We start from the raw sequence: 14,106 nt of genomic DNA, 5'->3' as shown, positions 1-14,106 counted from the left end.
CTACCTGTCTTTATAGTTTTTACTGCGTTCGTTTCGAGGGGCTTTTTTTAATGGGTTTGAAGTTAACTCTTCGAATTCAGTTCTGTTCTTGTATATTTTTAAAGCAGTAAATAAAGCTTCCTTAAATGAATTTTCGTTAGCATCTCCTTTTCCTGCTATTTCGTAAGCTGTGCCATGATCTGGCGAGGTGCGTATTTTATTTAGTCCTGCTGTAAAATTAACGCCTTGACCAAATGATAAGGTTTTAAAGGGAATAAGGCCTTGGTCGTGATATGATGCAATTATAGCATCGAAATTTTTATAATTATCCGATCCAAAGAAACTATCTGCGGCATAAGGACCGTAAACTAGTTTGCCAGATTCTTTTATTTTTTTAAGTGTTGGTCTTAATATATCATCATCTTCACTACCAATAACACCATTATCTCCTGTGTGCGGATTAATACCTAAAACAGCAATTTTTGGTTTTTGTATGTTGAAATCTGTTACTAAGGATTTGTATACCGTTGCTATTTTTTGCTGAATTAATTCGGCTGTAATATGTGTTGATATATCTTTTACGGGCACATGGTCTGTTAATAAGCCTACTCTTAGAGTATCGGTTACCATGAACATGAGGCTTTCTCCTTCTAATTCTTGTGCTAAATAATCGGTATGCCCTGGGAATTTAAAACCTTCAGACTGTATATTATGTTTGTTAATTGGAGCGGTTACCAATACATCAACATCTCCATCTTTTAAAGCTTTGGTTGCCGATGCTAAAGATTTTACTGCATATTCACCAATTTTTAAATCTTCTTGGCCAAAATTAATTTTTACAGGTTCTTTCCATGTATTAAATACATTTACTTTCCCTGTGGTTATTTGATTCACGCTATTTATGCTATGAAAGTTTATGCCCGAGTTAAAATGGGTTTTTAAAAAACTCATTACTTTTATAGATGCAAAAATAACTGGTGTACAGAAATCTAAAATTCTTTCGTCTTCAAAAGTTTTTAAAATAATTTCTCCACCTATACCATTTAGGTCTCCTATAGATATTCCTACTATTATATTTTCTGCTTGCTTCATTAAAAAAGACAACTTTTGTTTGTAATTTTGAAATTCAATTGCTGTTGCAAATTTAACTAAATAAACAGATAATACTATGTTTACCGGAATAATTGAAGATATAGGAGAAGTTTCAAGCCTAAAAAAAGAATTAGATAATCTGCATATTACCGTTAAAAGCGGAATAACTTCGGAATTAAAAATAGATCAAAGTGTAGCTCACAATGGGGTTTGTTTAACGGTTGTAGCTGTAGATAATGATGAGTATACCGTTACCGCTATTAAAGAAACACTAGATAAAACTAATTTAAATACCTTAAAAATTAATGATAAGGTCAACTTAGAACGCGCCATGAAATTAGGTGATCGTCTTGATGGGCATATTGTTCAAGGGCATGTGGATCAAACCGCAATTTGTACAAATGTTGAAGAAGCAAATGGAAGTTGGGTGTTTACTTTTAGTTACAATTTTGATGTAAACAATAATTTAACTATTGAAAAAGGATCCATAACTGTAAACGGAACAAGTTTAACTGTTGTGAACTCTAAAAAGGATAGTTTTAGTGTCGCTATTATACCTTATACTTATGAGCATACGAACTTCAAAACCTTTAAGAAAGGTAGTGTTGTTAATCTCGAATTTGATGTTTTAGGGAAATATGTGGCTAAACTAGCTTCGTTTTAATAGTTTTTTAGCACCATAAAATACACCGACGCAAGCTCCTATAATCACTCCGCCGTCTATTGGTAAGCCAGGGAATGATGGAGGTAATGGCGGGGGCGGCATGTTACCTTGAGCGGTACATACAAAACTTATTAATACAAATAAGATTGAGGCAAATATTCTTTTGTTTTGTATTGTCATTATCTGGTAAAAATATTAAAAAAACTCAACTAACAAAGGATTAAATCTACTATTTACGTATAAATACCTGTGAAACGACTAAAAGTATCGATAAAAGGTTGTTTTTTGAGCTTGTTATCATGTGCTTTAACGTTTTTATTTGTTGAATAGTGTGTTTCATTTAAGAAATATTTGTATTCACTTAAATCGTTCTGTGGTTTTTTAACAAAAAAAACCTTGAACTGTTTTTAATATAATTAAAAACTAGCATCAAGGTTTATATCTTAAAAAGATTAATAGCATGACAAATTTAATCTTAATTTTATTTAATAGCTATTTTTTATGTTAATTTATGGTTAACTATATTTTATTTTTCTTAAAACCCTGACGGTTTCTTTGTATAAGGTGTAAACTTCTCCGTTGTATAATTTTAAATAAGGTTTGGCTTCGTTAAGTTTATCTATAGCTTCATGAAATAAGTTAAGGTAACAAATTAAATAGGTGACTGGTAGGTTTTTTAAATCGTTGTCTTCTTCTTTGGTTATTGTTAGTCCTTTTTTTAGTTTTTCTAAAATAGCGTTATTGGTATTGTAAATGTGGTATAAAAGTTTTTTATCATACTGTGGAGGCTGAAATAGAAGTTTAGTTTCAATAGTGTAGCTGACATTATTTTCAAATTTAATAACGGTTTCTTCTAATGGATAATATTTATTTGAGTTTTGAAACCCTAAATTAACATATTCAATAATTTTAAAAGTATCATCGTCTATTATTATGGATACTTCGTCAAGTGCTGAAAAAAAGAGAAGTACCTGTTCGTTTATTAGTTTAATATCTACTCTTGAAAAATAAACTTGATCTTTCGTTATCTTTTTTTGTCCGGCCCAACAGATTACAAAATATTCTTTAAACACTTTATATTGCGGATTGTAATCTACTCGGTTTTTCATGAAGTCGAAAACCCCGTCGAGCGTGTGTTCTATATTGTTTTGGGCGTTTTTTTCTATGGCTTCAACAATTTCAGAGTTTACATCTTCAATTTCAACATCGAAAACCTTTGGCATACTTATGCTTCCGTCTCTAAAAAACACAGAGCCTCCATAATATTTCCAAACATTTTTCTTGAGTGATGTTAGTTTTCCTGTTGGTCTAATAGTTACTAAGCCAACTACTTTATTATCTGGTAAATGAGGAAACGGAATGTTTTCATATTGAACAATTGGTGGATTGGTTAAATATGCATTTATTAAATTTTGAATTTTACTATCATCAAAAAAATCGACACCAACAATATTATTATCTTCATCTTCAACACCAATTACAATATACGAGTTGTTCTTGGGGTTGCTATTTGATAAGGCACAAACGTGTTTTAAAAATTTAGCTTTTCCTTCCTTGTGACCAATATCAATTTTCCGCTTTTTGTCATAAAAACTGTTCTCGTCATTGTGAGCTAAAAGGTGTTTTATGAGAAGGCGTTTATTAATCATGCTTCTTTTTTAATAATAGTAGAGCTAGCCTGTGCTGTGCAAAACATTAAAATATCGGCAAGGTTAACATGTGGCGGTCGGGAAATTGCAAAATATATAACATCGGCAACATCTTTGGCTTCTAGAGCTTTAAAACCTTTGTAAACATTATTAGCACTAGTATCTCCTTTAAATCGTACTTCTGAAAATTCGGTTTCCACCATACCAGGATTTACGGCTCCAACTTTAATACCGTATGGGTTTAAGTCAATGCGCATACCTTCCGTGATCGCTAAAACGGCATGTTTGCTGGCGCAATACACATTCCCTTTTGGGTAAACTTCTTTTCCTGCCGAGGATCCAATATTAATAATATGTCCCGATTTTCGTTCTGTCATTTTGGGGATAACGGCTTTGCTAACATAAAGTAATCCTTTTACATTTATATCTATCATAGCATCCCAATCATCGATATTACCTTCATTAATAGCGTCTAGGCCATGTGCATTTCCTGCGTTATTTATTAAAATATCAATCGTTTTAAAATTGTCAGGCAAATTATCAATAGCAGCAAGGGTGGCTTGCTTGTTGCGTACATCAAAATTTAGAATATGTACATCAGTTAGGAGTTTTAGTTCCTTTTGTATGATGTTTAGGCGTTCTAGTCGTCGGCCACACAGTATTAATCTAATTCCGTTTTTAGCAAATTCATAGGCGGTTGCTTTGCCAATACCACTTGTTGCTCCTGTAATTAAGGCTGTTCTTGTCATGCTGTTTTTTTATTCAATTTAATTCATCTATAAAAATACTTAAAAACATATTGCAGTTTACTTAGTTTAATAATTAATTATAATTAAAAGCCTTTTTCCTAAAATAAATAAAAAAATAATTAAGAAAAACTTATCATAATAATAGGTTAAAGTGCGAAATCATTGAATTTGCTTTAATTTTTAACCAATTTTTAACAGCCTCAACCGAAAAATTTTAACAATTTGCACTACTCAAAATAAGAGCTGTATATTCGGCTTTTAAATTACTAGAAAATAATGGAAGAAACAGGTACAATTGATATTAAGTCGATAAACGAGAAAATTGAAAAGGAAAGTGCTTTTGTTGATTTACTAATGCTTGAAATGAACAAAGTGATCGTAGGCCAAAAACATATGGTGGAGCGTTTACTAATTGGTTTATTAGGACAAGGACATATTTTATTAGAAGGTGTTCCTGGATTAGCAAAAACATTAGCGATTAATACGTTGGCACAAGCTGTAGATGGTAGTTTTAGCCGTATTCAGTTTACGCCAGATTTATTACCGGCCGATGTTACTGGAACATTAATCTACAACATGAAGCTTAATGATTTTTCGATTAAAAAAGGACCTATTTTTGCAAATTTTGTATTAGCAGATGAGATAAACCGTGCGCCAGCAAAAGTGCAATCGGCATTATTAGAAGCCATGCAAGAAAAGCAGGTGACTATTGGTGATGAGACTTATAAGTTAGATAAACCCTTTTTAGTAATGGCAACGATGAATCCTGTAGAACAGGAAGGAACTTATTCTTTACCGGAAGCACAGGTCGATCGTTTTATGCTAAAAACTGTGATAGATTATCCTAAATTAGATGAAGAACAACTTATCATGCGTTCTAATTTAAAAGGATCTTGGGAAAAAGTAAATCCTGTAGTTTCTGTAGCTCAAATATTAAGAGCGCAAGAAGCGGTTCGTGAAGTTTACATGGACGAGAAAATTGAAAAATACATACTGGATATTATTTTCGCAACGCGTTATCCGGAAAAATATAAACTTAGCGATTTAAAACCATTAATTTCATTTGGAGCATCGCCTCGTGGTAGTATCAATTTAGCTACTGCAGCAAAATGTTACGCTTTTATAAAACGTCGTGGTTATGTTATTCCAGAAGATGTTCGTGCTGTAGTTTACGATGTGTTGCGCCATAGAATTGGTATTACATACGAAGCTGAAGCTGAAAATGTAACGTCTGTAGATATTATTAATAAAATCGTTAACGAGATTGAAGTACCATAGAATGAGTTAACAGTAAAACGGTATTGAGGTAGGTAATGGCTTATTTGAGTACTATTTTGTTATGACTGCTAACTGAAGACTGCACACTGCATACTGAAAACATGGATACTAAAGAATTACTAAAAAAAGTACGTAAAATTGAGATTAAGACACGACGACTGTCTGATCATATTTTTGGAGGTGAATATCATTCCACTTTCAAGGGGCGTGGTATGACGTTTAGTGAAGTGCGCCAATACAATTTTGGCGATGATGTTCGAAATATAGATTGGAATGTTACCGCGCGCTATAGCGAGCCTTACGTGAAAGTTTTTGAAGAAGAACGTGAACTTACCATGATGCTTGTGGTTGATGTTTCGGGATCGGAACTATTTGGTACCGAAAGTCAATTTAAGAATGAAGTAGTTACAGAAATTGCTGCAACTTTAGCTTTTTCTGCAACACAGAATAACGATAAAATAGGACTTATTTTATTTTCCGATAAGGTAGAATTATACATCCCGCCTAAAAAAGGACGTTCGCATGTACTTCGTATTATTCGAGAATTAATAGAATTTCAACCAGAAAGTAAACAGACTAATTTGGCCGAAGCTTTAAAGTTTATGCAAAACGTGATGAAGAAAAAAGTGATTGCTTTTGTTCTGTCAGATTTTATTGCAGACGATTATTTTCAAACCATGAAAATTGTTGCTAGAAAACACGATGTTACTGGAATTCGAGTTTACGATAAGCGTGAAGAAGATATTCCTAATTTAGGGATGGTGCAAATGCAGGATGAAGAAACAGGTGAATTTATGTTAGTAAATACATCATCAAAAACGGTACGTAAAAACTACAGTAAATTTTATCACGAAAAGGCAAAATACTATAAAGAAAGTTTTACCAAATCTGGAGCAGGCGCAATAGATTGTAGAGTGGACGAAAGTTACGTTAAAAAGCTATTAGGTTATTTTAAACACCGCGCATAATTCTAAAATAAGAATTAAAAAAATATTGAAAGTGAAACAACATATTATAGAAAATATAAATAAATCAAACAAAGTGTCGGCCATCGGAAAATGTTCCGTTATGCTGGCTATCTTCTTTTCTTTGTTTTCTTTTTTCTCATTTTCTCAAGTTACATCGGCAATCGATTCTACTTCAATAAAAATTGGTGAGCAAATTACCTATCATATTCAAGTTGAAACCGATACTACGAGTTTAGTCGTTTTTCCAGAGGGGCAATCTTTTTCTCCTTTAGAAATGATAGAATCTTATGCCGTAGATACCTTAAAGAATAAAGACAAATACAATCTTGTTAAAAAATACGGATTAACACAATTCGATTCGGGTTCGTACACCATTCCCCGTCAAAAAATAATTATTGGTACTAAAACATTTTTTACCGATTCCTTAAAGGTTGAGGTTAATAATGTAGTAATAGATACAACAAAACAAGGGCTTTATGATATTAAACCTATTATCGAGGTTCAAGAATCTTCTAGCGATTGGTGGAAAACAGTATTAATAGTATTGTTAATTATTGCTGCCGTTGGTTTTCTGTTATATTGGTTTATTTGGCGTAAAAAGCCGCTTTCCGAAGAAGAAAAAATTGCTTTATTGCCACCATACGATCGTGCAAAATTAGCCTTGGTGAAGTTAGATGAAAGCACCTATTTAGAACAAGAAAATTTAAAAGATTATTATTCTGAATTAACGTTTATTATCAGAAAATATTTAGACGAAAAAGTTTATGATCGCGCATTAGAAAGCACAACCGATGAGTTGATAAAGCGTTTAAATATACTGAAAGAAGGCAATCAAGTTGATTTGAGTAAAGAAGATATTAAAAACTTAGAAAGTATTTTAAAACGTGCCGATTTAGTGAAATTCGCGAAATCTGCTCCAGATGTTGAGTTAGCAAAAATAGATAGAAGTACAATAGATATTGAAATAGACAACGTAAAAGAAGCTTTACCAGAACCAACTGAGGAAGAAAAACTTTTAGATGAAAAATATCGTGAAGAGCAAGCGCGTAAAAAGAAGCGTAATAAAATTATTTTAACCGTAGTGATTGCGGTGTTTTTAATGATCGCAACTTTTGTAGGCTTCTCTTTAAAATATGGATTTAGTTATGTGAAAGATACCATTATTGGGCATGATAGTATTGAGCTTTTAGAAGGTGATTGGGTAACTAGTGCGTATGGTGTTCCGCCAATAACTATTACAACACCAAAGGTTTTAAAACGTAATTCGGTAGAGCTTCCAGAGGAAGCAAAAGCCCAAATGAGTGCTACAAGTTTTAGCTATGGAAGTTTATTAAACTTCTTTAGTGTCGATGTGTCTACCATTGTTTTAAAGCAAGCTAATCCGGAAGAAGATATCGATTTAAAACAAGCTCAAGACGGCGCTATAAAACAGCTAGAGCAAGCTGGAGTTACAGATATTGTTGTGTTAAGCGATAAGTTTACGACTCCAAATGGAGCTGAAGGATTAAAAACTCATGGAACTGCAAGTTTCCCGATTTTAAACTCTAAGGAGTTTTATGAAGGTGAGTATGTGATTTTACAATTTTCAACTAAAAATATTTTACAGCGTATTTCTATTGTTTGGAATAAAAGCGATGATTATGCCGATAAAATTGTAGAACGTATTATAAATTCCGTTGAACTTAAAAAAGCAGAAGAATAATGTTTGAAGGCATCGAATTTGTAAATAAAGAATTTTTCTGGTTGTTTCTTTTGCTACCACTAGCTATTTTGTGGTATATCTTTAAGAGAAACAAGCAAACGGCAGAATTAAAAATATCGAGTTTAAAAGGGTTTAAAGTAACTAGTTCTTGGTTAACAAAATTGAAACCCATCATGTTTGCTTTACGTTTATTGGCTTTAGCTTTATTAATTATGGCTTTGGCAAGACCGCAAACGGTAGATGTTTCATCTAAAACAAAAACCACACGAGGTATCGATATTGTTATGGCTATTGATGTTTCGGCGAGTATGTTGGCGAAAGATTTACGCCCAAATCGTTTAGACGCTTTAAAAGAAGTTGCCGCAGAGTTTATTAAAGGTCGACCAAATGATAGAATAGGTTTGGTAGAATATGCTGGAGAAAGCTATACAAAAACACCAATAACCAGTGATAAAGCGATTGTTTTACGTTCTTTAAAAAGTATTGAGTACAATAATATTATTGAAGGCGGAACTGCTATTGGTATGGGTTTAGCAACATCTGTAAACCGATTAAAAGATAGTAAAGCTAAAAGTAAAGTTATTATTTTATTAACAGATGGTGTTAATAATTCTGGTTTTATAGATCCTAAAATTGCGAGTGAACTAGCTGTTGAATATGGTATTAAAACCTATACCATTGGTTTGGGAACCAATGGTATGGCATTATCTCCGGTAGCTATCGATCCTAGAACGGGCCAATTTCAATACGGTAGAATTAAAGTTGAAATAGACGAAACTTTATTAAAAGAAATTGCAACCGTAACAGGTGGAAAATATTTTAGAGCCACAAATAATAAGAAATTAGAAGAAATTTATAGCGAAATCAATAAGCTCGAAAAAACAGATGTTGAAGAGTTTAAATTTTATAATTACGAAGAAAAATATAGACCATTAGTGCTTTTAGCAGGCTTTTTATTGTTGTTAGAATTACTATTGCGTAATACATTGTTTAAAAGTTTTATTTAAAAAGAAGTAGACAGTATTAAGATTGACTGCCAACTGAATACTGAAAAACTGAATACTGATACATGTTTCAATTAGAAGAAAAAATATGGTTTTGGACCTTAGCGATTATTCCTGTAATAATCGTGCTGTTTTTGTTGCTTCAATTTTGGAGATACCGAACACAAAAAAAGTTTGCCGATAAAGAGTTATTAAAACGTTTAAGCCCGAATAAATCGCTGTTTAAATCGATTTTAAAAGTGGTGGTTTTAAGTTTAGCATTCTTGTGCTTAACTATTGCGTTAGTGAACCCTAAAATTGGTACAAAACTAGAAACGGTAAAGCGTGAAGGTGTCGATATTGTGTTTGCTGTCGATGTTTCTAAAAGTATGCTTGCCGAAGATATTGCGCCAAATCGATTAGAAAAATCGAAACAACTAGTAACGCAAATCATTAACAATTTGGCTAGTGATCGTGTTGGTATTATCGCTTACGCTGGAAAAGCATTTCCGCAGTTACCGATAACCACAGATTATGCTTCGGCTAAAATGTTTTTAAATAACATGAATACCGATATGTTGTCATCACAAGGAACAGCAATCAATGAAGCTATTAAATTAGCAACCACTTATTTTGATAACGAGGAACAAACCAATCGTGTTTTAATTATTATTTCAGACGGTGAAGATCATAGTGAAGATGCCTTAGCTTATGCTGAACAAGCGCATGATGAAGGTATTCGGATATTTACCATTGGTGTTGGCGATGTAAAAGGTGGGCCAATTCCTCTTAAAAAAAATGGGATTGTTTTAAATTATAAGAAAGACAATCAAGGTGAAACGGTAATTACACGTTTAAATGAAGATACTTTAAAAAAGATAGCCGACGAAGCGGATGGTGTATATATTAACGGAAAAAACACTAATGATGTGGTTGAAAAGATTCGTGAAATATTAAACGGTATGGACAAAACGGAGTTTGAAGCCAAGCAATTTGCCGATTTTAAAGATCAGTTTCAATGGTTTTTGGGTTTGGGAGTTTTCTTTTTATTGATAGATATCTTCTTATTAGAACGAAAAACAGGCTGGTTGAAGAAATTGAATTTATTTAATGAGAATTTATAATTTCATTAACAACAAAAAAATCTAAGTTTTTTATCTTAGATAGAACAATTTAAAAATGAAATACTTAGCAACACTTATAGTTTTATTTGTAACCCTTTTTTCTTTTTCGCAAGATGAAGAAAAAGCACAGTTACAAGCACTCAAAAAAGCCAATGATTATGTTTACGAGGGCAATAATTTGGTAAATGAAGATGATTATGTTTCTGCGGAAATGGAATACAGAAAAGCCATTTCAGAAAACCCTAATAGTATTGCTGGTGCATACAATTTAGGGAATGCTTATTATACTAAAGGTAGTTTTGATGAGGCTGTTTACAGGTTGCAAGAAGCCGCAAAAAAAGCAACTTCAAAATCTGAAAAACATAAGGCATTCCATAACATTGGAACTATTTTAATGAAAGGTAAAAAATGCAAAGAAGCCGTTGAAGCTTTTAAAAGTGCGTTAAGAAATAACCCTGCAGATGATGAAACACGTTATAATTTAGGTCTAGCGAAAGAATGTGCGAAGGAGCAGCAAGATAAAGAAGACCAAAATAAAGACGATAAGAAAGACAAAAACGAAGACCAGAAGGATAACAAGGATAAAAAAGACGATAAGGAAAATAAAGATAACAAAGACAAGGAAGGCGATAATAAAGAAGACAAAAAAGACGAGGGCGATAAAGAAAAGAAGGAAGGCGACGATAAAAAAGATGATGAAGGTAAGCCTAAAGATGAAAAGGAAGATCAAGGTAAAGATGGCGATAAGGATAAAAAAGAGCAACAACAACCTAAACCACAACCAGGACAAATGTCTGCTCAGCAAATGAAAAACTTGCTTGAAGCCATGAATAACCAAGAACAAAAGGTTCAAGAAAAAATGAATGCTGAAAAAGCACAAGGAGTTAAGGTTAAAGCCGAAAAGGATTGGTAGTTTAGCAGTCAGTTTTCAGTATCCAAAAGATTTTAAAATTCTTAAAGTTTTTTAAATTTAAAACATGAAAGTAGTAAAACATATATCCATATTATTTTTCGTTCTTATTTCAAGTATGGCTTCTGCTCAGGTTAAATTTGAAGCCAAGGTAAGTAAGAAAACATTAGGTGTAAACGAGCGTTTACGTGTCGATTTTGAAATGAATAAAGATGGCGATAATTTTAATCCGCCAGATTTTTCAAACTTTAATGTTAGTGGGCCAAACCAATCTGTGAGTAACTCTTGGATTAATGGTGTGCGTACTTATAAAAAAACATACACCTATTTTTTAACACCAAAGAAACGAGGCGATTTCACAATTTCTCAAGCTACTATTGTTATCGATGGCACAGTTTATAAAACAGTTCCTGTGAAAGTTGTAGTTACCGCAGCAGTAGATAAACCTAAAGATCCTAATGATCCTAACTTTATTGCTTCAGAAAACATTCATTTGGTTGCCGAAATTTCGAAAACCAATCCGTATTTAAATGAGGCTATTTCGATAGTTTATAAGCTTTATGTGTCGCCAAATATTGCAGTGGATAACTGGAATGAAATTGATAGCCCGAGATATAATGATTTTTGGAGTCAGAATATAGATACGAAAGGTCAAAAAGTTCAAAACGGTACATTTAAAGGAGAAGATTATCGCTATTTAATATTGCGTAAAACAGTATTATATCCGCAAAAAACAGGGAAATTGAACATTGAGCCATTGAGTTTAAATCTCTCTATGCGTGTTCCAACAAACCGTCGTGATATTTTTGGCGGGTCATTAATGACGCGAGTAAGTAGAACGGTATCAGCAGGTAATCAAACTATAACAGTTAAGCCTTTGCCAGAGCAAGGTAAACCTGCCGATTTTACAGGTGCTGTTGGTAGTTTTAGTTTCGATGTCACGAGCTCAAAACAAGTGTTAGATGCTTCGGAATCACTTCAAATAAAAGTAGGAGTTAAAGGAAATGGTAATTTAAAGCTTTTTAAACTTCCTAGACTATCATTACCAAGCTCATTAGAGGTTTATGAACCGGAACATACAGAAAACGTGAAAACGAATTCTGCGGGTATGCAAGGTGATATTTTAGATAGTTATACAGTAGTACCACAGTATAAAGGTAAATATCCAATTCCTAGTATTTCATTTTCATATTTCGATTTAAATACTAAAACTTATAAGCGATTAAATTCTGATGAAATTATTATCGATGTACAAAACGGTCCATTAAACAATGCTAACGCAAATACTGAGAATACTAATGCTAATAGTAATAAACAGGCAGTAGTTTTAAACAACGACCAGTTTGCTTTTATAAAAACTAAAACTAATTTCACGAGTATAAAACCTAATGATTTCTTTAAAACTAATTTGTTTTGGAGCTTGTTATTATTACCGTTTTTAGTGATACCGATTGCTATTGTTTTTCGTAATAAGAAAGCAAGTAGAGATGCCGATGTTTACGGAAACCGTATTCGAAAAGCAGATAAATTAGCTAAGAAATATTTAAGTAGCGCTAAGAAATCTTTAGGTCAAAAAGAAGCGTTTTATATCGCTTTAGAAAAAGCATTGCATAATTATTTAAAGGCAAAATTACATATTGAAACCAACGAATTGAGTAAAGATAAAATAACTGTTTTACTTTTGAAAAAAGAAGTAGATGCTCAAGTAATAAAGGATTTTGAAGGTATTTTAGAAAGCTGTGAGTTAGCGCGTTACACGCCAATAGATATTGTAACCATGCAGGAGGATTATGATAAAGCCGCTAAAACTATTTCGTTAATTGATAAACAAGCACGTTAATATGAAAAATTTATTATACATACTTTCGTTTTTGTTTAGTTTTGGATTATTTGCTCAAAACGATGCTCTTTTTAAGCAGGGTAATGCACTTTATAATGAAGGTAAATATGCCGAAGCTATTCAAAAATACGATGATATTTTAAGCACTAAAAAACATTCGGCCGATTTGTATTTCAATATGGCTAATGCACATTACAAGCTTAACAATATTGCGCCAAGTATTTTTTATTATGAAAAAGCATTGCAGTTGGCTCCAAATGATAAAGACATTAAAAACAATTTGGCATTTGCGCAAAATATGACGGTAGATGCTATTGGTGTGGTTCCAAATGTTGGCTTTTCTAAATTATTTAAAAACATCACTAATAGTATGTCGTTTGATGCTTGGGCAAAAGCAACTGTAGTACTTGTGTTTGTGTTCGTGATATTATTTTTAATCTATTACTTTGCTTATTCTACTGGCCGAAAACGTTTAACTTTTATTGGAAGTATTTTATCACTTATATTATTATGCGTGACTTTAGCATTCGCTTTTCAGAAATACGCATTGGATAAAAAAGATAAACCAGCTATCGTTTTTGCTCAAGAAACTCAGGTTAAAAGCGAACCTAATTTACGTAGTGAGGAATCTTTTAGACTTCATGAAGGAACAAAGGTTCAGGTTGTAGATTCTGTTGATAATTGGAAAAAAATAAAACTATCCGATGGCAAAATGGGATGGTTAGCTTCCGAAGATATTAAAATATTAACAGCATTTTAATATGCTATTAATATCCCCGTAAAATTTTAATAGTATATTAGCGGTTGATAAAATTTAAAATAAATGTCGAGAAACTTAGTTTCTATATTCTTTTTATTTGCTTTTTTGGTGTTTCTATCAGCGCCAACCGTAATTGCTATTGTTAATGATTCGGTTGATATTTCTTTGTTTTTCTCTATGGCAGAAGAAGAAGAAAACGGTAACCCAAAAATTAAAAACATAAAAGACATTATTTTAGAAAATCTAGATAACGAGGATTTTGTAAGCTTAAAGCAAGAAAAAAATCATTTAAATTTTTATGTTAAAAAGTACTCGAAACCATATCTTAATTTAATTTCTCCACCACCCAAATTCTCTTAATAATTTTTCAGTCATTGAACATTTTTGTTCAATTCAATTATTAAAAAT

At 32.3% G+C, this 14,106-nt stretch carries 14 protein-coding genes; 10 read left to right on the top strand and 4 right to left on the bottom strand.

The features are described from left to right. The gene (gene pdxA / locus M4I23_RS01445) at positions 1-1,071 is read right to left on the bottom strand and encodes a 4-hydroxythreonine-4-phosphate dehydrogenase PdxA (protein WP_249753187.1); all 1,071 of its coding nucleotides are present in this window, start codon (positions 1,069-1,071) and stop codon (positions 1-3) included. Between the two features lie 76 nt (positions 1,072-1,147). Between pdxA and M4I23_RS01440 the strand changes: the two genes are divergently transcribed. Beyond that, the gene (locus M4I23_RS01440) at positions 1,148-1,735 is read left to right on the top strand and encodes a riboflavin synthase (protein WP_158846184.1); all 588 of its coding nucleotides are present in this window, start codon (positions 1,148-1,150) and stop codon (positions 1,733-1,735) included. On the opposite strand, the gene M4I23_RS19890 is transcribed toward M4I23_RS01440, so the two are convergent. From M4I23_RS19890 to M4I23_RS01430, 3 genes are all read right to left on the bottom strand, one after another. Continuing rightward, positions 1,721-1,837 carry a PID-CTERM protein-sorting domain-containing protein gene (locus M4I23_RS19890; protein ID WP_368736169.1) on the bottom strand — a complete coding sequence of 39 codons (117 nt, stop codon included), beginning with the start codon at positions 1,835-1,837 and terminating at the stop codon, positions 1,721-1,723. The genes M4I23_RS01440 and M4I23_RS19890 overlap by 15 nt on opposite strands. A gap of 413 nt (positions 1,838-2,250) precedes the next feature. Next, positions 2,251-3,384 (bottom strand): ATP-binding protein, encoded by a 1,134-nt coding sequence (locus M4I23_RS01435; RefSeq protein WP_249753186.1) that lies wholly within the window; start codon positions 3,382-3,384, stop codon positions 2,251-2,253. Further along, entirely contained in the window at positions 3,381-4,133 is a 753-nt protein-coding gene (locus tag M4I23_RS01430; RefSeq protein WP_249753185.1) for an SDR family NAD(P)-dependent oxidoreductase, read from the bottom strand. Before M4I23_RS01430 ends, M4I23_RS01435 begins: the two co-directional genes overlap by 4 nt. A gap of 276 nt (positions 4,134-4,409) precedes the next feature. On the opposite strand from M4I23_RS01430, the gene M4I23_RS01425 reads away from it, so the two are divergent. From M4I23_RS01425 to M4I23_RS01385, 9 genes are all read left to right on the top strand, one after another. Then, positions 4,410-5,411: a MoxR family ATPase gene (locus M4I23_RS01425; RefSeq protein ID WP_158846180.1), complete on the top strand. Its 1,002-nt coding sequence runs from the start codon at positions 4,410-4,412 to the stop codon at positions 5,409-5,411. A 101-nt stretch (positions 5,412-5,512) separates the two neighbouring features. Next, positions 5,513-6,379 carry a DUF58 domain-containing protein gene (locus M4I23_RS01420; protein ID WP_158846179.1) on the top strand — a complete coding sequence of 289 codons (867 nt, stop codon included), beginning with the start codon at positions 5,513-5,515 and terminating at the stop codon, positions 6,377-6,379. A 31-nt stretch (positions 6,380-6,410) separates the two neighbouring features. Continuing rightward, positions 6,411-8,081, top strand: a complete 1,671-nt coding sequence (locus M4I23_RS01415) for a hypothetical protein (protein ID WP_249753184.1) — start codon at positions 6,411-6,413, stop codon at positions 8,079-8,081. Beyond that, positions 8,081-9,088: a VWA domain-containing protein gene (locus M4I23_RS01410; protein ID WP_249753183.1), complete on the top strand. Its 1,008-nt coding sequence runs from the start codon at positions 8,081-8,083 to the stop codon at positions 9,086-9,088. Before M4I23_RS01415 ends, M4I23_RS01410 begins: the two co-directional genes overlap by 1 nt. Positions 9,089-9,150: 62 nt before the next feature. Continuing rightward, entirely contained in the window at positions 9,151-10,188 is a 1,038-nt protein-coding gene (locus M4I23_RS01405) for a VWA domain-containing protein (protein WP_249753182.1), read from the top strand. A 55-nt stretch (positions 10,189-10,243) separates the two neighbouring features. Further along, entirely contained in the window at positions 10,244-11,101 is an 858-nt protein-coding gene (locus M4I23_RS01400; protein ID WP_249753181.1) for a tetratricopeptide repeat protein, read from the top strand. Between the two features lie 64 nt (positions 11,102-11,165). After that, on the top strand, positions 11,166-12,938 hold the full coding sequence (locus M4I23_RS01395) for a BatD family protein (protein ID WP_249753180.1): 1,773 nt from the start codon (positions 11,166-11,168) through the stop codon (positions 12,936-12,938). A gap of 1 nt (position 12,939) precedes the next feature. Further along, positions 12,940-13,698, top strand: coding sequence for a tetratricopeptide repeat protein (locus tag M4I23_RS01390; RefSeq protein WP_249753179.1), 759 nt, complete (start codon positions 12,940-12,942; stop codon positions 13,696-13,698). Positions 13,699-13,761: 63 nt separating this feature from the next. Beyond that, the gene (locus M4I23_RS01385) at positions 13,762-14,058 is read left to right on the top strand and encodes a hypothetical protein (RefSeq protein ID WP_158846168.1); all 297 of its coding nucleotides are present in this window, start codon (positions 13,762-13,764) and stop codon (positions 14,056-14,058) included. Positions 14,059-14,106 lie beyond the last annotated feature (48 nt).

The organism is Algibacter sp. L4_22 (assembly GCF_023473045.1).
GTDB lineage: Bacteria > Bacteroidota > Bacteroidia > Flavobacteriales > Flavobacteriaceae > Algibacter.
Note: the sequence above shows the minus strand (reverse complement) of the source record. Positions and strands in the feature narration are given on the sequence as shown.

Bases quoted from the DNA above. Each gene is read 5' to 3' on its own strand.
- pdxA (WP_249753187.1), bottom strand. From the start codon at position 1,071: ATGAAGCAAGCAGAAAATATAATAGTAGGAATATCTATAGGAGACCTA.
- M4I23_RS01440 (WP_158846184.1), top strand. From the start codon at position 1,148: ATGTTTACCGGAATAATTGAAGATATAGGAGAAGTTTCAAGCCTAAAA.
- M4I23_RS19890 (WP_368736169.1), bottom strand. From the start codon at position 1,837: ATGCCGCCCCCGCCATTACCTCCATCATTCCCTGGCTTACCAATAGAC.
- M4I23_RS01435 (WP_249753186.1), bottom strand. From the start codon at position 3,384: ATGATTAATAAACGCCTTCTCATAAAACACCTTTTAGCTCACAATGAC.
- M4I23_RS01430 (WP_249753185.1), bottom strand. From the start codon at position 4,133: ATGACAAGAACAGCCTTAATTACAGGAGCAACAAGTGGTATTGGCAAA.
- M4I23_RS01425 (WP_158846180.1), top strand. From the start codon at position 4,410: ATGGAAGAAACAGGTACAATTGATATTAAGTCGATAAACGAGAAAATT.
- M4I23_RS01420 (WP_158846179.1), top strand. From the start codon at position 5,513: ATGGATACTAAAGAATTACTAAAAAAAGTACGTAAAATTGAGATTAAG.
- M4I23_RS01410 (WP_249753183.1), top strand. From the start codon at position 8,081: ATGTTTGAAGGCATCGAATTTGTAAATAAAGAATTTTTCTGGTTGTTT.
- M4I23_RS01405 (WP_249753182.1), top strand. From the start codon at position 9,151: ATGTTTCAATTAGAAGAAAAAATATGGTTTTGGACCTTAGCGATTATT.
- M4I23_RS01400 (WP_249753181.1), top strand. From the start codon at position 10,244: ATGAAATACTTAGCAACACTTATAGTTTTATTTGTAACCCTTTTTTCT.
- M4I23_RS01395 (WP_249753180.1), top strand. From the start codon at position 11,166: ATGAAAGTAGTAAAACATATATCCATATTATTTTTCGTTCTTATTTCA.
- M4I23_RS01390 (WP_249753179.1), top strand. From the start codon at position 12,940: ATGAAAAATTTATTATACATACTTTCGTTTTTGTTTAGTTTTGGATTA.
- M4I23_RS01385 (WP_158846168.1), top strand. From the start codon at position 13,762: ATGTCGAGAAACTTAGTTTCTATATTCTTTTTATTTGCTTTTTTGGTG.